The 18,610-nt window shown below is 68.6% G+C and carries 15 protein-coding genes and 2 pseudogenes; 3 read left to right on the forward strand and 14 right to left on the reverse strand.

Annotated elements, in window-relative coordinates; translation table 11 throughout:
• Positions 1 to 10: 10 nt before the first annotated feature.
• Positions 11 to 115 (reverse strand): annotated as a pseudogene (locus JF542_RS24585) (GTP-binding protein); the annotation flags it as partial.
• Positions 116 to 387: 272 nt separating this feature from the next.
• On the opposite strand from JF542_RS24585, the pseudogene JF542_RS24590 reads away from it, so the two are divergent.
• Positions 388 to 456: pseudogene (locus JF542_RS24590) on the forward strand (hypothetical protein); the annotation flags it as partial.
• 161 nt (positions 457 to 617) lie between these two features.
• On the opposite strand, the gene JF542_RS06840 reads toward JF542_RS24590, so the two are convergent.
• The 12 genes from JF542_RS06840 to JF542_RS06895 all read right to left on the reverse strand — a co-directional run bounded on the left by JF542_RS06840 (position 618) and on the right by JF542_RS06895 (position 15,377).
• Positions 618 to 1,520, reverse strand: coding sequence for a DMT family transporter (locus JF542_RS06840; RefSeq protein WP_007801649.1), 903 nt, complete (start codon positions 1,518 to 1,520; stop codon positions 618 to 620).
• A 63-nt stretch (positions 1,521 to 1,583) separates the two neighbouring features.
• The gene (locus JF542_RS06845; protein WP_207075261.1) at positions 1,584 to 2,348 is read right to left on the reverse strand and encodes an ABC transporter ATP-binding protein; all 765 of its coding nucleotides are present in this window, start codon (positions 2,346 to 2,348) and stop codon (positions 1,584 to 1,586) included.
• Positions 2,345 to 3,382, reverse strand: coding sequence for a FecCD family ABC transporter permease (locus tag JF542_RS06850; protein WP_007801651.1), 1,038 nt, complete (start codon positions 3,380 to 3,382; stop codon positions 2,345 to 2,347). The genes JF542_RS06845 and JF542_RS06850 overlap by 4 nt, the downstream gene beginning before the upstream one ends.
• Positions 3,382 to 4,389 carry an ABC transporter substrate-binding protein gene (locus tag JF542_RS06855; RefSeq protein ID WP_207075262.1) on the reverse strand — a complete coding sequence of 336 codons (1,008 nt, stop codon included), beginning with the start codon at positions 4,387 to 4,389 and terminating at the stop codon, positions 3,382 to 3,384. Before JF542_RS06855 ends, JF542_RS06850 begins: the two co-directional genes overlap by 1 nt.
• A 163-nt stretch (positions 4,390 to 4,552) precedes the next feature.
• Positions 4,553 to 6,025: an NAD-dependent succinate-semialdehyde dehydrogenase gene (locus JF542_RS06860; protein ID WP_207075263.1), complete on the reverse strand. Its 1,473-nt coding sequence runs from the start codon at positions 6,023 to 6,025 to the stop codon at positions 4,553 to 4,555.
• A gap of 3 nt (positions 6,026 to 6,028) precedes the next feature.
• The gene (locus tag JF542_RS06865; protein WP_207075264.1) at positions 6,029 to 7,072 is read right to left on the reverse strand and encodes a tartrate dehydrogenase; all 1,044 of its coding nucleotides are present in this window, start codon (positions 7,070 to 7,072) and stop codon (positions 6,029 to 6,031) included.
• 14 nt (positions 7,073 to 7,086) lie between these two features.
• Positions 7,087 to 8,538, reverse strand: coding sequence for an aldehyde dehydrogenase family protein (locus JF542_RS06870; protein WP_207075265.1), 1,452 nt, complete (start codon positions 8,536 to 8,538; stop codon positions 7,087 to 7,089).
• Positions 8,539 to 8,647: 109 nt separating this feature from the next.
• Positions 8,648 to 10,027, reverse strand: coding sequence for an FAD-dependent oxidoreductase (locus tag JF542_RS06875; RefSeq protein WP_242533640.1), 1,380 nt, complete (start codon positions 10,025 to 10,027; stop codon positions 8,648 to 8,650).
• Positions 10,024 to 10,350 carry a (2Fe-2S)-binding protein gene (locus JF542_RS06880; protein WP_007801657.1) on the reverse strand — a complete coding sequence of 109 codons (327 nt, stop codon included), beginning with the start codon at positions 10,348 to 10,350 and terminating at the stop codon, positions 10,024 to 10,026. The genes JF542_RS06875 and JF542_RS06880 overlap by 4 nt, the downstream gene beginning before the upstream one ends.
• Positions 10,347 to 12,332 carry a hydantoinase B/oxoprolinase family protein gene (locus JF542_RS06885; protein ID WP_207075267.1) on the reverse strand — a complete coding sequence of 662 codons (1,986 nt, stop codon included), beginning with the start codon at positions 12,330 to 12,332 and terminating at the stop codon, positions 10,347 to 10,349. Before JF542_RS06885 ends, JF542_RS06880 begins: the two co-directional genes overlap by 4 nt.
• A gap of 3 nt (positions 12,333 to 12,335) precedes the next feature.
• A complete protein-coding gene (locus JF542_RS06890) occupies positions 12,336 to 14,393 on the reverse strand; it encodes a hydantoinase/oxoprolinase family protein (RefSeq protein WP_207075268.1) in 2,058 nt (685 codons plus the stop codon).
• A gap of 90 nt (positions 14,394 to 14,483) precedes the next feature.
• Positions 14,484 to 15,377, reverse strand: a complete 894-nt coding sequence (locus JF542_RS06895) for a LysR family transcriptional regulator (protein ID WP_242533641.1) — start codon at positions 15,375 to 15,377, stop codon at positions 14,484 to 14,486.
• A 100-nt stretch (positions 15,378 to 15,477) separates the two neighbouring features.
• Here JF542_RS06895 and JF542_RS06900 point away from each other — a divergent pair, with 100 nt between their 5' ends.
• The gene (locus JF542_RS06900) at positions 15,478 to 16,581 is read left to right on the forward strand and encodes an NAD(P)/FAD-dependent oxidoreductase (RefSeq protein ID WP_207075270.1); all 1,104 of its coding nucleotides are present in this window, start codon (positions 15,478 to 15,480) and stop codon (positions 16,579 to 16,581) included.
• A 2-nt stretch (positions 16,582 to 16,583) separates the two neighbouring features.
• Here JF542_RS06900 and JF542_RS06905 read toward each other — a convergent pair whose 3' ends face one another.
• Positions 16,584 to 17,909, reverse strand: a complete 1,326-nt coding sequence (locus JF542_RS06905) for an NAD(P)/FAD-dependent oxidoreductase (protein ID WP_207075271.1) — start codon at positions 17,907 to 17,909, stop codon at positions 16,584 to 16,586.
• Positions 17,910 to 18,071: 162 nt separating this feature from the next.
• Here JF542_RS06905 and JF542_RS06910 point away from each other — a divergent pair, with 162 nt between their 5' ends.
• Positions 18,072 to 18,566, forward strand: a complete 495-nt coding sequence (locus JF542_RS06910) for an Lrp/AsnC family transcriptional regulator (protein ID WP_207075272.1) — start codon at positions 18,072 to 18,074, stop codon at positions 18,564 to 18,566.
• Positions 18,567 to 18,610 lie beyond the last annotated feature (44 nt).

Below are 18,610 nucleotides of genomic sequence, written 5' to 3' on the forward strand. Positions count from 1 at the left end.
GTCTCGCCCGTCAAACGGCGCCGGGAGTCCGCGCCTTGGCCACCAGCGCCTCTACGGCCTCTGGCTCACGGATGAGACGCTTCAGAAGTGTTGTCTTCCCGGCCCCTAAGGGCCCCGCAAGGTGACGGGATTGCGCGTGTCATCCAACGTCATAGCGCTGCTCATCTTTATACGTTTCCTCCGCCATGGCGCTACCCGTTATGTTATACCGTAACAATAAACAAGAGGGCAGACGCGACGATGAGCACAGCCGTGCAGTTTCAGGCACGGCAGAGCATCGAACGGGTCTTGGAAGGCACCGGGCTCGCGCCGAAACTCGGCCCAAACTGGCTCATGCCCTGCCGAACGACCGATGCCGAAAGCGGCGAGGTGCTGATCCTCGGCTGGATGAACACCGAGGCCTTTCGCCCGGCGATCGAGACCGGCGAGACGCAGTATTTCAGCCGCGCGCGGCAGGTTCTGTGGCACAAGGGTGCGGCCTCGGGCTTGGTGCTGAAGCTGGTCGAGGCGCGCATCGGCGACGCTCAGCTGCGCGCAAACCGCTCCCATGGCAGTCACTCTAAATCAGATAACCACATGGATTATAAAAGAAGTCGGGCTGCAGGGTGCCCCCCATCCTATTTCGATCGGACCGGCCGGGATATGAAGGCACCGAACAGCACGAGTGGTCCGGCAATGAAGAAAGCGAGCCCCGGTATCTCGGCGAAGACGGCAAATCCCAGAACCACGGCCCAGAGCACCGACAGGTATTCGAAGGGCGCCAGCGCCGAGGCATCCGCGTAGGAAAACGACAGCGTCATGAGAATTTGCGCAAGGCCCCCTGAGAGGCCAATCGCGATCAGGAGAGCAAGGCCTGTCGGACCGGGCCAGATCCAGCCCCACGGCAGCGTCGCGAGGCCGCCAAGCGCCGACACGAGCGCGAACCAGAACGCGATCGCGCCGGAGCCTTCACCAAGCAGCGTGAGCCTGCGCACCTGCACAAGCGCTCCTGCCGTCAGCGCGGCCGTCACAAGACCAAGAAATACGCCCAGACCGCCGGCGTCCGGCAAAACACCCGCGAAGGCGGGAAGGCAGAAGGCCGTCGCACCCGCAAGGCCCAGTGACACGCCTGCAATGCGCCGCGCCGTCAGCCGCTCTCCCAGAAGTGCCCAGGCAAGAACTGCGAGCACGACCGGCGCAAGATAGGACAACATCGTCGCTTCAGCGAGCGGCAGGAGCCGGATCGTCGCGAACGAGGTGAACATGGCGGCGGCGCCCATCAGGCAGCGCCCGATATGCCCCATTGGGCGGGAGGTCCTGAGGCCGCGCGGCCAGTCCCCGCGCCACCATAGGTAGGCCACAAGCGGCAGCATCGCGACAGCGGACCGGAAGAACACCACCTGCCCGAGCGGCACGGTGTCTCCCAGCGCCTTCACGAAGACCCCCATCAACGCGAAGGCCAGGGTCGACAGGATACGCAGGACGACCCCGACCCTTTCATTCGAGACATCAAGCGATGTGGGCGTCTGCGGCAGGGTCATCGCTTGGCTCCTGAGCTGGGCAGAGCAGCGAACGCGTCCACGCCCGCCTCTGGTGCGGGTGCATCACCCCGCGCTGAAACGGATGTGTGGTCGTCCCGCATCCGCGGATGCGTCGACATGGGCAGAGACCCGGAAGACATCCTTCAGAAGCTGTGGCGTGAGAACCTCTTCAGGTGTGCCGCAGGCGTGGATCTGTCCGTCCTGAAGCACCACGATCCGATCGCAATACATGGCAGCGAGGTTCAGGTCATGCAGGGCGATGACGCTGGTCAGGTCGAGGTCGCGCACCATGCGCAGGATCTCGATCTGGTGATGAATGTCGAGGTGGTTTGTCGGCTCGTCGAGGAACATCACCTGCGGGGCCTGAGCCAAGGCGCGCGCGATATGCACACGCTGGCGCTCCCCTCCGGACAGGGTCTGCCAGGCCTGTGTCCGGCGCGATGTCATGCCGACCCGCTGGAGCGCGTCGGTCACCGCGGCTTCGTCGCCTTCGGACCACCCCGCAAGGGCCGATCGGTGCGGGGTCCGTCCAAGCCGCACCACATCCTCCACCGAGACGTTGGTGTCGGTCGCAGCGCTTTGCTGCACGAAAGCCACGTGGCGCGACAAGGCCTTGCGCGCCACCCGTGCAATGTCCTGACCGTTGATCTCGACCCGTCCCGAGGCAGGGCGCCGCAGCCCCGCCAGAAGCCGCAGGAGCGAGGACTTGCCCGATCCGTTGGGGCCAATCAGGCCAAGGGTCTCTCCCGGGGCAACACTCAGCGACACGTCCGACACGATGCTCTTGCGCCGCACGCCCCAACGCAGGTTCTCGGCAACGACGCTCATGCCTGTGGCCTCGCGCGGTAGAGGATGATGGCGAAGAAGGGCACGCCGACCAGCGCCGTGACGACCCCGATGGGCACCGTCTGCTGCGTGGCGATGATGCGCGACACGATATCGGCGACGACCATGAAGATCGCCCCCGTCAGCGCGCTTGCCGGAAGCAGCCGCAGATGCATCGGCCCCACCACGTAGCGCGCTGCATGGGGCACCACGAGGCCGACGAACCCTATCGCGCCGACCATGCTGACGATCGTCGCGGTCAGCAGCGCCGTCACCGCAAAAAGCACGAGGCGAATGCGGGCGACGGGCACCCCCAGAGAGGCGGCATCCTCATCGCCGAAGGTGAAGGCATCGAGGGAGCGCGCCATCAGGATGCAGACTGCGAGGGCGAAGAGGACCACCACGAGCAGGAGCTGGAAATCCGGCCAACGCACGCCCCCGAAGCTGCCCAGCAGCCAGAACATCACGTCGCGCGCCTGCTGGGCATTGCCAGAGGTCGTCACGATATAGGAGGTCAGGGCGTTGAACAGCTGCGAGGCCGCGACGCCCGCAAGGATCGTGTGGTTCGGCCCGCTGGTTGCGCCGTTCGACAGAAGCGCCACCAGCCCGAAGGCGGCAAAGGCCCCGGCAAAGGCGCCCAGAGACAGCGACAGGCTCCCCGCGCCGATCCCCAGCACGATGACGCAGACCGCCCCGGTCGAAGCCCCGGCCGAGACGCCGAGCACGAAGGGCTCTGCCAGCGCGTTGCGCAGCAGCGCCTGCAGGATCGCGCCGCAAAGCGCCAGCCCGGCCCCGGCCAGCGCCGCGATCAGGGCCCGGCTCAGGCGCAGGTTCCAGACCACGCTCTGCTCGATCGGAGGGATATCGGCACCGGTCAGCCCCAGCTCGTTGGTGACCGACAGGAACACCGTCGTGAGCGCGATGTTGTAATCCCCGATTGCCGTCGCGCTCGCGACGGCAAAGACCAAAACGATCAGCGACAGGAACAGCAAAAGGGCGAGGCGCGCGGCCCCGCCCTTGGACAGGCTTGCCGGCATCACGGAAGATCAAGCGTCTCGAGCTGCTCGGCGATCTGCTCGGCGCCGTAGAGCGTGCGGATGCTCGGGTTCATCGCGGCGCCGCTCATGGTGACGATCCGGCCGGTTTGCACCGCCTCCATCTGGCTGACCGTCGGGTCGGAGGTCAGGAAGTCGATCTTGTTCTCGGCGGTGTCCAGATCCCAGCGGTTGCGGTCGACCTGCGTCGCGACAAAGACCGTCGGATCGGCCGCCATGATGCCTTCCCAGCCGACCGCGGGCCAGTCGGCCTCGGTCTGGATGGCATTGCGGCCCCCGAGGACGTCCGCGATATAGCCCGACGGGCCGTTGCCGCCGCCGAGATAGGCATCATCGGCGGGCGACGGGCTGGAGAACCAGAACAGGAAGGTCAGGTCCTCGTTCTCGGAGAACCGCGCGCGCAGCGCCGCTTCGCGTGCCTTGAAATCCTCGATCAGCGCCTCGCCGCGATCGGCGACATCAAAGATCCGCGACAGGTCGTCGATCTCCTTGTAGAGCAGGTCCATGCTCCACAGTTCGCCGCGCGACCCATAGGCATCGCCCGCATTCAGCGTCGTCGAACAGGCACTGGGCGACAGGTAGGTCGGGATCCCGAGCTCCTCGAAATCCGACCGCTTGGCGACCTTGCTGTCGGGCCCGAGCAGTGTCGTCAGCATCGCTGCCACGAAGTCCGGCTGCTTCGACAGCACGGCTTCCAGGGTCGGGAACTCCACCGTGAGAACCTCGACCTTGTCGTTGGCCTCGGCGACGTCGGGGAGCACCGAATTCGGCCAGAAGGCGGTCGCCTTCATCTGATCCTCGAGCCCGAGCAGCAGCATGATCTCGGCACTGTTCTGACCAAGGGCCACGGCGTTCTGCGGCGCCTGCTCGAATGTCACCGTCTGGCCGCAGTTTTCAATCGTCAGCGGGTAGCTCGTCTGCGCCTGCGCCGAGGCGACCGAGACGGTCAGCGCGGCGGCTGCAGATGCAAGGGTCGAAGTGTTCAGCATGTCGGAGACCACTTTACTGAGTGTTTTTGTCGGAGATGCGTTACAGGCTTCTGGAAATGCCTGCAAGCGCATTGCCACTCAGTCTGCACCGGCGTCATGGCGCCGATGGCAGGGACAATGCGCGCCATCATCCACGGACGGCGCGCTAACGCTACTGGCGCCATCAGAGCCCGGCGAAGTGGAAGGCCTTTGTCTCGAGATACTCCTCGATGCCCTCCTGCGCCCCCTCGCGCCCGAGGCCCGAGGATTTTACCCCTCCGAAAGGCGCCTCGGCGTGGCTCACGGCGCCGGTGTTGAGCCCCACCAGCCCGGCTTCGAGCGCTTCACCAAAGCGGAAGGCGCGGGCCATGTCGGTGGTGTAGAAATACGCCGCCAGTCCGAACGGGGTGCCGTTGGCGATCGCAAGAGCCTCCTCCTCGGTCTCGAAGCGAAAGATCGGCGCCACCGGACCGAAGGTCTCTTCGCTGGCCAGCCGCATCTCGGGCGTGGCTCCGGTGAGCACCACCGGATCGGCGAACTGCTCGGGCAGATCGCGCGAGGCGGTGGCACGGGTTGCGCCTCTGGCGAGCGCATCCTCGACATGGGCGGAAATCTTCTCGATCGCGGCGGCGTTGATCATCGGGCCGATCTCGGCCCCGGCCTCGGTGCCCGCCGCAACCTTGAGCGCATCGACCCGCGCCGCCAGAGCGGCGACAAAGGCATCATGGATGCCCGACTGGACGAGAATGCGGTTAGCGCAGACGCAGGTCTGGCCGCCATTGCGGAACTTGGACGCCATCGCGCCCTCGACCGCGGCGTCGAGATCGGCGTCGTCGAACACGATGAAGGGCGCGTTTCCGCCCAGTTCGAGGCTCATCTTCTTCAGGGTCGGCGCGCATTGCTCGGCCAACAGCGCCCCCACCCGGGTCGAGCCGGTGAAGCTCAGCTTGCGCACCACCGGCGACGCGGTCAGCGTCGCGCCGATCGCTTCCGGGCGGCCCGTGAGCACGTTGAGCACGCCCTTGGGAATGCCCGCCCGTTCGGCCAGCACGCAGAGAGCCAGCGCCGAGTAGGGGGTGAAGTCCGAGGGCTTGATCACCATGGTGCAGCCCGCGGCCAGCCCCGGGGCCACCTTGCGGGTGATCATCGCGTTGGGGAAGTTCCACGGCGTGATGATGGCGCAGACGCCCACCGGCTCCTTCATGGCGAAGATCTTCTTGCCCGGCACCGGGCTCGGGATGATGTGACCATTGATGCGGCGCGCTTCCTCGGCGAACCAGCGCACGAACGAGGCGCCGTAGAGGATCTCGCCCTTTGCTTCGGCCAGCGGTTTGCCCTGCTCGGCTGTGAGGATCAGCGCAAGGTCGTCGGCATGGTCGAGCATGAGCTGATACCACGCCATCAGCAGGTCAGCGCGCTCGGCATGGGTCTTCTTCTTCCAGTCGACCATCGCGGCCTCTGCCGCGGCGATGGCCTGCGTCGTCTCGTCGGCCGTGCAGTCGGGCATGTGGCCCAACGCACCGCCGGTCGCAGGGTTGGAGACTTCCATGTCGGCCCGGGCGACCCACGCGCCATCGATCAGGGCGGCTTCGCGGAACAGGTCGGGATCGGACAGGCTCTCGCGGATGTCGGCGGCAAATGCGCTGTGCAGGGTCATGTCTCAGGCCTCCAGGGCGGCGATGACCGCCGCGGTGATCTCTTGCGTGCTGCTCGCGCCCGGGCGGCAGCCGATACCCTTCGCGGTCGCCGCCTCGATGGCGGACAGGAACGCGGAAGAGGCCTCGCCCTCGCCCAGATGCTCGAGCATCTGGGCCACCGACCAGATCGCGGCGATCGGGTTGGCGATGTTCTGGCCTGCGATGTCTGGGGCCGAGCCGTGCACCGGCTCGAACATCGACGGCGCCGTGCGGTCGGGGTTGATGTTGGCCGAGGCGGCGAAGCCCAGACCGCCCTGAATGGCGGCCCCGAGATCTGTGAGGATGTCGCCGAAGAGGTTCGACGCCACCACCACATCGAGATCCTGCGGCGCCATGACCATCTTGGCCGCCATGGCATCGATATGCATGTGGCTGACGGTCACGTCCGGATACTCGGCGGCCAGTTCGCGGGTGACCTCGTCCCAGAACACCATCGAGTATTTCTGAGCATTCGACTTCGTCACCGAAGTCAGGTGCTTGCGGCGGGCGCGCGCCTGCTCGAAGCCGAAGCGCAGGATGCGCTCGACGCCCGCACGCGTGAAGACCGAGGTCTCGACCGCCACCTCATTGTCCTTGCCCTCGTGCACGCGGCCGCCGGCGCCGGAATACTCGCCTTCGGTGTTCTCGCGGATGCACAGGATGTCGAAGCCCTCGGCCTTGAGCGGGCCCTCGACCCCGGACAGCAGCCGGTGCGGACGGATATTGGCGTATTGGTTGAACGCCTTGCGGATCGGCAGCAGCAGCCCGTGTAGGGAGACCGAGTCCGGGACCGTGGCGGGCCAGCCGACCGCGCCGAGATAGATCGCGTCGAAGCCGCGCAGGGTCTCGATGCCGTCGGCCGGCATCATCGTGCCGTGCTCGAGATAATACTCGCAGGACCATGGAAAGCGCGTGGTCTCGAAGCTGAAGCGGCCCTTGGCGGCGGCGGCCAGCACTTCCATGGCGGCATCGGTCACGTCGGTGCCAATCCCGTCGCCGGGGATCAGGGCAAGAGTGTAGGTGGTCATCGGTCAGTCCCTGTTCAAAGGTCGATCAGCACGGACTTGGTCCGGCGGTTGGCGAGAAAGGCCTCGCGACCCAGATCCTTGCCGAGCCCCGAGGCCTTCCAGCCCCCGGTCGGCAGGATGTGGTCGCGCGTGCGCCCGTAGCGGTTGACCCAGACCGTGCCGGCCTCAAGCCGCCGCGTCAGGCGCAGCGCGCGGCTGAGATCGCGGGTGAAGAGCCCCGCCGCAAGGCCGTAGGTCTGATGCGCGGCCAGCGCCATCGCCTCGTCTTCGTCCTTGAAGGTCTGGAACGTGGCGACCGGGCCGAAGATCTCCTGCGTCACGGCGGGGCTCTCCTGCGTGACGTTGCCGATCAGCGTCGGCTGGTAGAAGCTGCCCTCGCGGTCGAAGGGCGCGCCGCCGCAGAGCAGCTCGGCGCCCTGCCCCACCGCCGCCTGCACGATGCCGTCGATACGCTGCAGCTGACCGGCCGAGATGATCGGCGAGAAACCGGCCTCGGGGGCCAGCGTGTCCTCGGGACGATACTTGGCAAAGCGCGCCGCGAGACGCTCGGCCAGCGACCCGGCGATACTCTCCTCGACCAGGATGCGCGAACCCGCGACGCAGAACTGCCCGGCATTGGGCATGATGCCCCGGTCGAGACACTCGGCCGCAAGATCGAGATCGGCATCGGCGAACACCACCATCGGGCTCTTGCCGCCAAGCTCGAGCGTCATGGGCTTGATGCCGGTCCGGGCGATGTTCTCCATGATCGCGGCGCCTGCGCGGGTCGAGCCGGTGAACGAGACCTTGTCGATCTGCGGGTGACCGGTGATCGCGGTGCCGGTCGTGGGTCCGTCGCCCAGCACGATGTTGATCAGGCCGGCGGGGATGCCCGCCCGCACCGACAGTTCGGCCATGTAGAGCGTGCTGTAAGGGGTCATCTCGGAGGGCTTGAGCACCACGGCATTGCCCGCCGCGAGCGCCGGTCCGAGCTTCCAGCCCGCCATCGACATCGGGAAGTTCCACGGCGTGATCGCACCGATGACCCCGTAGGGCTCGTCGGCGATGAAGCCGAAGGCGCTGTCGACGGTCGGGACGAGATCGCCGCCTTCCTTGTCGGCGAACTCGGCAAAGAACCGGATCTGCTCGGCGGTGACCATCACATCGCCGGTTTTCGCCTGCGCCAGCGGTCGCGACGAGCAAATCGCCTCGAGATAGGCGAGGCGCTCGGCTTCGGCCTCGATCAGGTCGGCCCAGGCATGCATCGCCCTGACCCGCTCGCGGGGGGCGATGCCGCCCCAGTTCGACGCCTCCCGCGCCGCGCGCGCCGCCTGAACCGCCTCGTCGACCAGCGCCGCGTCAGCGCCGGGAATGGCGCCGATCCGCTGCCCGGTGGAGGGCGAGATGACGTCGATCTCGGCCGGGGCGGTCACGGTGCGACCCGCGATGAAATGTCCCGTCGGAAGCGGGGCGTCGAAGCCGGGCATGGGCTACTCCTGTCGTTGCTTGGGACCACCTTCGGCGAAGCGGCCCGGACAAAGCTGCCGAATGCCGCGCAGACGCAGAATTCTCTGCGGGATGCGTCGGGCTGGCAGCTTATTCTGCCTCGGCCTCGCACTCGCTTGCCGCCCCGCTCAGCCACGCGCCGATAGGGGCCGGGCGCGCGGGAGGCTGCGCCCTGAACCGCCCCACCTCGGAGGGCGGACGCCCCGACGCCGCGGCGATGATCTCGGCGCCGGCCAGCTGGCAATAGCGTCCCTGGCAGCGCCCCATGCCAACGCGCCCGAGCGACTTGGCCCGGTTGGCCTCGGGCCCCGAGAGCGGCAGCGTGTTGCGCAGGTCGCCGGCACGAACACCCTCGCAGCGGCAGATCACCGTGTCATCGGGCAGCCCCCCGACCGCCTCGTCGGGCCACGGAAAGGCACGCGCCATGGCCTCGGCAAAGCGGCGCATCCGCGCCAGCCGGCGCAGCAGCGGCGCGGGCTCGGGATGCGGCAGGCCAAGGTCCTGAAGGCAGGCGATGGCGGCGACCTGCCCGACAAGCTCGGCGCCGTCGGCCCCGAGAATGCGCAACCCGTCCCCCGCGAGGTAGAGCCCTTCCCCGGCGCGCCCAAGTGCATCCGCACGCGGCAGCCACTGGTGAAACGCCCGATCCCAGTCAAAGCGCGCGCCCGCGATGTCGGCCAGCGTCCCGTCGGCGCGCAGGTGCCAGCCGAGCCCGACCATGTCGCAGCGCGTCTCGTGGCGGCGCCCGCGCGCGTCGCACCAAACCATCGCGGTGGGGCCGCTCTCGTCTGTCTCGATGCGCTCGAGCGTAACACCGGCGTGGTAGATGCGGCCAAGCCCCACGCGCAGCCGAAGGCCGCGCAAAGTCACCAGCGGCCGCGCCAGCGCCATGCCGACCCCGCCGGTGAGCTGAGCGCGCAACGGCGCGGTGTCGAGCACCGCCGCGACCTGCGCGCCGGCGGCCTGCAGCTGCGAGGCCAGAAGGGTGAGCAACGGGCCGGTCCCGGCCAGCACGATGCGTCGGCCAAGCGCCACGCCCTGAGACTTGAGCGCGATCTGCGCCGCACCGAGCGAATAGACCCCGCCTGCCTGCCAACCCGGCACGGGGGCCAGCCGGTCGGTCGCGCCGGTGGCGAGGATCAGGCGGTCATGGCGGATCTCCTCCCGCGCCTCGCCCAGCACATACGCAACCCCGTCGCGCAGCGCCAGAACCGAGCGTCCGGGCAGATGGGTGATGCGGCCCTCGGCGACCAGCGCGTCGAAGGTGCCATGCAGGGCGCGGGCCTTGGCGGCCTCGGACCCGTAGAGTTTCTCCGGCGGGCGTGTGAAGCCCTCCGGCGGGCGGCGGTAGATCTGTCCACCGGCGCGCGCGGCCTCGTCCACCACGACCGGATGCAGCCCGGCCCCGGCCAGCGTCTCGGCGGCACGGATGCCCGCCGGGCCCGCGCCCACGATCAGAACCCGGCTCATGCGGAGCGCGCCGGCCACTGCGCGGGCGCGGCGCTCAGCAGCCGCATGCCCTCGGCAAGCGGTGTCGAGCAGGCCCGCAGACGCGGCCCCTCTTCCTGCCAGACCCAGCAATCCTGGCAGGCTCCCATCAGGCAGAACCCGGCCCGCGCCTCGGGGCCGAACTCGGAGGCGCGCAGGGCGCCGCGCGACAGCAGGATCGCGGTCAGCACCGTGTCGCCCTCGAGCCCGGTCAGCGCCTCGCCGTCGAAGGTGAACCCGACCGGGGCGCGGGCGGTCTCGGCCAGCCGGACTAGCCGGCCCGTGCTGAACCCGGCTGCACTCATTCCGCAGCCTCGGCGAAGCCTTGCGGGCGCGGCAGCTCGGGGAAGCGGGCGCAGGTGGCTTCGAACGCGGCATCGACCGCCACGGCGCCGCTGCCCTCGATGCGGCGGAAGATCTCGGTCTTGGTGAAGAACCGCCAGTGGATCGGCAGGCTGCCCAAGATCTCGGTGAGCCTGTCATAGGCCTCGTCGGTCCAGCGCGACTCGTAGCCCTCGCGCTCGGGGCCATAGTGGAAGAACGCCCCCGACGGCGCCGGCAGGGCCGCGCGCGCCGCCTCTGTCGCGGCCTCGTCGACCTCGCCGTCCCTGAGGATCACGCCGTAGTCGCGCTCTGCCGCCTCGGGCGAAACGTAGCCCCGCGCCACGTCGCGGGCGACCCGCCACGGCTCGCGCTCGGCCGGGTTGCCGCGCCCTCCGCCGCCGGCGGACCGCACCTCGAGCACATCGCCGGGCTGCAGGATGGCGGTGTCCTTCGAGCCCATGCGGCGCTCGTCGGGGGTGCCGGGATTGACCACCATGTCCGCGAGCCCCGCCGCCCGGCCGCCATCGGTGCCCCAGGGCCGGAAGAACGAGCGGTCGCGGTTGCGCGCGGTGATGCGGCTGTCGGGGGTGAAGACCCGGAACGCCATTTCGGTGGCCAGACCGCCGCGCCAGCGCCCGGCGCCGCCGGTGTCCTGCGCCAGCCCGTATTTCACGAACTCCACCGGCACCTCGGTCTCGGTGATCTCGATCGGCGTGTTCTTGAGATAGGCGGCGTCGGCGCCCGAGCCGTTGGTGCCGTCGCGATGCGGCATGCCGCCGCCGCCGCCCACCACCGGGTTCACCGCCGCGATCACCGTGCGCTGCGAGCGCTCGTCACGGGTCATCACGTTGACGATGCAGTTGTTGCCGGCGGGAGCGGCGGGCATCCGGTCGGGGATCGCCTGCACGAAGGCGCCGAAGATCACCGAGCGCAGCCGCGCGCAGGTCAGCGAGCGCATGCCCACCGCCGCCGGCGCGACCGGGTTCAGCACGGTGCCCTCCGGGGTGATGCAGGTGAAGGGCCGGGTCAGGCCGGTGTTGAGCAGGATGCGGGGATTGAGCGTGTAGAGCACGTAATACACCCCCACCAGCAGCATGGTGTGGCGCGGATCGCCGCCCGAGGGCACGTTGAGCGAGGAGGCCAGCTGCGGGTCCGAGCCGGTAAAGTCGAGGATCGCCTCATCGCCCCGGATCGTCAGCGTGAGCTTCAGCCGACAGGGGTTGGCCTCGTCGCTGTCCTCGTCGGCGTAATCGGCAAAGACGTACTCACCATCGGGGATCTCGGTGAGAATGGCACGGGCCTGCGCCTCGGCCTGCGCTTTCAGCGCCGCCACGCCGCTGACGAAGCCCTGCTTGCCGAAGCGCTCGATCATCGCGTGAACCTTGCGCTCGCCGGTGTTGAGCGCGCCGACCAGCGCCTTGATGTCGCCGATATTGAGGGCGGGCTTGCGCACATTGGTCGACATGATCTGCATGATCTGCTCGTCGAACACGCCCTCGCGCACCAGCTTCATCGGCGGAAAGCGCAGGCCCTCTTGATGGATCTCGGTCAGCGAGCGCGACAGCGAGGCGGGCACGGCGCCGCCCATGTCGGTGTTGTGGATGTGCCCGCCGGTCCAGGCGACGATCTCGTCATCGGCGAAGACCGGCTTCCACAGGTGGGTATCGGGGGCGTGGGTGGCCACGTGGCCCGAATAGGGATCGTTGGTGAAGGCCACATCGCCGGGGCGGTAGTCCTCGACCATGTCGATCGCCCGGCCATAAGTCAGGCCGGGATACCATGTCGCCCCCAGCTCCATCGGCACGGCGAAGGTGTCGCCGGTGCGGTCCATCAGCATGACCGTGAAGTCCTGGGTTTCCTTCACGAAGGCGGAATGCGCGGTGCGGTGCAGGGTGTGGGCCATGTTCTCGGCCGCCGCGCGGGCATGATTGGCGAGCACCTGGAGGGTCATCTTGTCGAACATGGATCAGTCCTCGAACTGCAGGTGGATGTTGAGATTGCCGTCGACCCGGGCGCTGGCGCCCACGGGAATGGCAAAGGTGGTGTCTTCCTGCGCGACGATCGCCGGCCCGCCAAAGACCGTGCCCGCCGCCAGCGCTGCGCGCGGATAGAGCGGCACCGGACGCCAGCCGCCGATATGGACCTGCACAACGCGGCTGTCGCCGGCCTCGACACGGGCCAGCTCGGCGAGGTCGGGCTTGGGCCCGGCCCCCACCGCCGAGAGCCGCAGGTTGACCATCTCGATCCGGCCTTCGGGATCGTCGAAATCGTAGATCCGGCGATGGGTCTCGTGGAACGCATCGGTCAGCCGGTCGAGATCGGACAGCCAGTCGGGCTCGAGGGTCACCTCGATCTCGTAGCTCTGCCCCGCATAGCGCATGTCGCCGGAGAGCCGCAGCTCGATGGCGCCGTCATGGCCCTGCGCCGCGAGCCAGTCGCGGCCCTCGTCCGCCAGCGCCTTGAAATGCTCCCGCAGCACCGGCAGGCGCGCGGCATCGAGATCGGCAAAGACCGTGCGGATGAAGTCGCCCTTCAGATCGGCCACCAGTCCGCCGAGCGCCGAGACCACGCCGGGACGTCGTGGCGCCACGACCCGCGGCATCCCGAGCTCGCGGGCGAGGAAGGCGCCCAGCATCGGGCCACCGCCACCGAAGGGCATCAGCGCGAAGTCGCGCAGGTCGACCCCGGCCCGCGACGACAGCTTCTCGACCTCGACGAACATCTCCGAGATCGCGATGTCGAGGATCGCCTGAGCGGTCTCCTCGACGCCTCGCCCGAGCGTCTGCGCCAGCGCGCCAACCGCCTCGCGCGCCAGATCCACCTTCATGTCGAGCTGGCCATAGGCCATTTCCGAATGCCCCAGCCAGCCGCAGACCGCCATCGCGTCGGTGACGGTGGCGCGGGTGCCGCCGCGCCCGTAGCAGGCCGGGCCGGGCACCGAGCCTGCGCTTTCGGGGCCCACGCGCAGCACGCCGTGCTCATCCACCGAGGCGATCGAGCCGCCGCCGATGCCGATCGAGCTGACCGAGACCGACGGGATGTGCAGCGGGAACTCTCCCACCAGCTCGTCCGAGCCGAACTGCACCTCGCCGTCGATGATCAGCGCGAAATCCGCCGAGGTGCCGCCGATGTCGAGCGTCAGGAGGCGGCTCTCGCCCGCCTGCCGCGCCAGCCATGCCGCGCCGATGACCCCCGAAGCAGTGCCCGAGAGCAGCATCGAGACGCAGTCGCGGCGCCCCTCGCCGGCCGTCATCACGCCTCCGTTCGACTTGGTCAGCATCGCCCGCGCCGGCACGCCCTGCGCTGTCAGCCGCGCCTCGAGCGCCTCGAGATAGCCAGCGACGCGGGGGTGCACGTAGCCGTTGAGGATCGCGGTCGAGCTGCGCTCGTATTCGCGGATCACCGGCCAGACCTCGGAGGAGGTGAAAACGAAGAGCTCCGGGGCAAGCGCCTCGATCTCCTCGCGCACCGCGATCTCCTGCGCCGGGTCCCGCCATGCGTGCAGCAGCGAGACAATGACGCCCTCTGCCCCTGCGGCCCGGGCCTGCGCCACGGCCTCGGCGACGGCGCCCTCGGGCGCATCGCTGCGGCGTCCGTCGGCGCGCATCCGCAGCGGCAGGCCGAAGATCATGTCGCGCGGCACCAGCGGATCGGGGCGCTGGCAGAACAGCGAGTACATGTCGGGCATCCGCAGGCGGGCCAGCTCGATCACGTCCTCGAAGCCCGCGTTGGTGAACATCGCAAGCCGTGCGCCTTTGCGCTGGATGATGGTGTTGATGCCCACGGTGGTGCCATGCACGAAGCGGCTCACCGCCGCCGCGTCCAGCCCTTCGCGCTCGGCCAGCAGGTCGAGACCGGTGCGCAGCTCGGCGCCCGGATCATCCGGCGTGGTCAGCACCTTGAGCGAGGCGATGCGGCCCGAGTTGGCCTCCAGCGCGCAGAAATCCATGAAGGTGCCGCCGATATCGACACCGATCTTCCAGTCTTCGCCCTGAGGGTCCCTGCCGGGGAGTTGGCCGTCCATGGGTCATCGCCTTTCGTTCCGTTTGCCCCAATCGAGCAGAGCGCGGCCCGGCGGTCCAAGTCGGATGCGGCGCAAACCCATAAGTCCGACCTATGGCGGCGCGAGTCCTGTCGGCAACAACGCCCGAACCTGGCCCCGCATCAGCTCTTCAGCCCGCGAGAGCGCCCGCCCCCGCAAGGTCAGCAGCGACAGCGGCAAGGCCGGCGAGGCGGTGAGCGGGCGCACCTCGATCCCGTCGAACTGCTCCCAAGGCAGCAGCGAGTCGACAACCGCGATGCCGAGCCCCGCCTGCACGAACCCCACCGCAGAGATCGAAGTGTCGATCTCGAGCCGTGGCTCGAAGCGGCCGCCTTCGCGACGCGCCGCCCTGTCGAGCTCATCATAGGGTCGGGTCGCGTTGCGGTAGGAAATGACGAAGGCATCGCTCAGCTGTCCCAGACCGATGCTCTCCTGCCCGGCCAGCGGATGCTCCGCGGGCAACAGGCAGCAAAACCCTGTCCGGCCCAGCACCTCGACCTCGATCTCCTGCGGCATCTGGTCGGTCAGCGCCAACGCCATCGCCGCATCGCCCTCGCGGAGCATGGTGTGAAGGGACTGCACCGGCGCGACGTTGCAACGCAGCGCGATGTCGGGATGCCGGGCGCGAAACGCCGCCATCACGCGCGGCAGCAGCGACATGGCGGGCGGGGTCGAGCAGCCGATGCGCACCAGACCGGCACGCCCGAGCCTGAGGTCGGCGGTCTTGCGCCGCAGCCCCTCAAGCTCTCCGAAAAGGCGCTCGGCCTCCGGATAGAGTTCCTGGGCCTCCGGCGTCGGTTTCAGCCGCCCCTTCTCGCGGGTGAACAGCGCAAAGCCCAGATCGTCCTCGGTGTGGCGCAACACCTGGCTCAGCGCCGGTTGCGAGATGTTCAGCAGGCGCGCTGCCTCGGTCACTGTTCCCGCCCGCATCACCGCGGTGAACACCTCAAGCTGCCGTGCCCGCATGTCGCTCTCCATAGGTTGGACTTATGACCATGCCTGTTTCCCGTCTTTGACCCAAGGCCCCTTGCCGGGTTCTCTTGGGGCAAGATGCAAAGGAGCTTTCATGCAGGTCATCGTACTTGGCGGCGGGCTGATGGGCACGGCCACGGCCTTTTTCCTGGCCCGGCGCGGCGTCCGCGTGCGGCTGATCGAGCGCGGCCTCATCGGGGCCGGCGCAACGGTGGCCTCGTTCGGCAACATCCGCCGCAGCGGGCGAGCGCTCGAGCAGATGCCGCTGGCACAGCGCTCGCTGGCGCTCTGGACCCGGTCCGAGGCGCTGCTTGGCCGCGATGTCGAGTTCCGCGCCACGGGGCACCTGCGGCTGATCTTCGACGAGGCCTCGCGTGCGGACATGCGCCGCTTCGCCGACGCAGCACGGCCGCTGGGCCTCGCGCTCGAAGAGCTGGCGCCCGCCGAAATCGCCCGCCGCTTTCCGGGCCTCGGCCCGACGGCCATTGCTGCCAGCTTTTCTCCGCAGGACGGCAGCGCCAACCCGCGGCTGGTTGGGCCGGCCTTTGCCGATGCAGCCGCCCGTGCCGGCGCCGAGATCGTGGCGGAGGCCGGCGTGCCCGACATCGCCCGCACCGAGAGCGGCTTCGAGCTCAGCACCAGACAGGGCGTCTTCGGGGCCGATGTTCTGGTGAATTGCGCCGGGGCCTGGGGCGCCGAGGTTGCGGGCCGCTTCGGCGAGGCGGTGCCACTGGGGATGCACGGCCCCCAGATGGGCGTGACCGAGCCCCTGCCGCACCGCATCCTGCCGGTGGTCGGTGTCTGGTCGCAGCAGAGCGGTGCCTACCTGCGTCAGGTCGAGCGCGGCAACATCGTCTTTGGCGGCGGCGTGCCGCGGCTGCCGGTCGACGAGAGCGGTTTCGGCCGTTTCGATCCCTCGGGCCTGTCGCGGCAGCTCGGGAAGCTGGTGCGGATGTGCCCGGCGCTGCGCGACGTGGCGATCATCCGGCACTGGTCGGGCTGCGAGGGCTATGTCGATGACGGGCTTCCGGTGATGGGGGCCTCGGCCAACACGCCCGGCCTGTTCCACGCCTTCGGCTTCTGCGGCCACGGCTTCCAGCTTGGCCCCGGCGTCGGAGACGCCATGGCCGAACTGGTGGCAACCGGGGCCTGCGAGACTCCGATCGAGGCCATGTCGATCGCCAGGTTCGCCGCGTGAGCCTAGAATTTCGCCACCTTGCCCCATTGCGAGCCGTCGAAGCGGTTCAGCTTGTACTGGTCGGTTTCGGTGATCGGCGCGCGCCCGTTGAGCATGTCCGCCACCAGATGACCAACCCCCGGCCCGATGCCGAAGCCGTGGCCCGAGAGCCCGGCCGCCAGTGTCAGCCCCGGGATGCCGATGTCGGAATCGATGACCGGCACGCCGTCCGGGGTGCTGTCGATGTAGCCCGCCCACCTGGCCTGGACCGTCGCGCCCTCCAGCGCCGGCAGCAAGCGTCGGGCGCGGGTCAGGGTTTCGTCCACCAGCCGCTCGGATGGCTTGGGATCAAGGATGCGCACCTGCTCCATCGGGGTCTCTCGGTCGAGCGCCCAGATCTTGCGGGTCTCGAACCCGGCCTGCCAGGCCTGCAACCCGCCCGGCGCCAGCGCGCGCCAGCGCTTGGCGAACATCGGCAGGAAGTGCTTGGCCCCGCGCAGCGTGCCGGGGGTCGGGTCGACATGGCTGCGCCCGGAGATCGCCAGCGTGTGCCCGCCATCGCCGCGCCGGGTCACCGAGACGGCGGCGGTGTGAAGCGCCGGCGGCAGATCCTCGATGCCCGGCGCCAGCGACAGGATCGAGCTGCGCACCGAGGCCTGCGGAAAGACGATGCCCGACTGATGCAGGAAGCTTCCCGCCCAGGCGCCGCCCGAGAGCACGACCTGTTTCGTCTGGATGCGGCCCTTCTCGGTCACCACCGCGGAAACCGCACCGGCCTCGGTCTCGATGCCGCGCGCGGCGCAGCTCTGGATCACCTGCCCGCCATGCTTGAGGATGCCCTTGGCAATCAGCGGCGCGGCGCGCGAAGGGTCGGCCACGCCGTCGCTGGGCGACCAAACGCCGCCGGCCCAGCTCTGGCCGGTGGCGGCGCCGCGCTCGGTGGCCTCTGCGGCGCTCAGCATCCGGGTGTCGACGCCCTCGCCGCGGGCAAAACGCCCCCAGCGCGCCCAGCCCTCCAGCTCGGCTGGGTCGTTGGAGAGATAGAGCAGCCCGCAACGGCGAAACCCGAGGTCTTCTCCGATGTCGCGCGTCATCTCTTCCCAAAGCGCCAGGCTGCGGGTCGAGAGCGGCAGTTCGCGGGCATCGCGGTTCTGCTGGCGGCACCAGCCCCAGTTTCGGCTCGACTGTTCGGCCCCGACGCGGCCCTTTTCGAGCAAGACCACCTTCATCCCCGCCCGTGCCAGCCAGTAGGCGGCCGAGGTGCCGACGATGCCAGCCCCGATCACCACGCAATCGGCGGTCTCTGGCAGCTCGGTCTGGGTGTCGATATGCAGCAAGGGGGCGGTCATGTCAGTCTCCTGTAATCCCCTCATTTTCTATGCCGGACGGCCCAGTTGCATCTGCCGGATCACCCCGCCGTCACGGCATTTCCTGTCGAATGCGGTTGACTCGCAGACGGCCCTGCCCTTGAGAAGATCGAACCGGCGCGCAGACCCCGAAGGAAAGACACGATGAGCCCCAGCTACAAGCTCGACCGGATCGACCTGAAGATTCTCGCCGAGTTGCAGCGCAACGGGCGTATCACCAATGTCGAGCTCGCGGACTTGGTGAACCTGTCACCCTCGCCCTGCCTGATGCGGGTGAAAAAGTTGCAGAAGGCCGGCTACATCACCGGCTACGCGGCGCAGGTCGACATGGCCAAGCTCGGCGAGACGCTGACCGTGTTCACCGAGTTCACCTTGCGCAACCACCGCCAGATCGACCTTGCCCGCTTCCAGGAGGCTTTGGAGCAGGTCGAATGCTGCGTTGAATGCCACCTCGTTTCGGGCGGCTACGACTATCTGGCGAAATTCGTTACCGCGTCGATCTCGGATTACCAGACGATTGTCGAGGAGCTCATCGACCGCGATGTCGGGATCGATAAGTATTTCAGCTTCGTGGTGATGAAGACCCCGTTCTCCAAGACCCGGATGCCGCTCACGCATCTCTTCGCCGACAAGGTCTGAGACCGGGGCCGCGCGATCCGCTCGCAGCCCCGGCGGGTCTCGGG

This window comes from Salipiger bermudensis, from assembly GCF_017309175.1.
GTDB lineage: Bacteria > Pseudomonadota > Alphaproteobacteria > Rhodobacterales > Rhodobacteraceae > Salipiger > Salipiger bermudensis.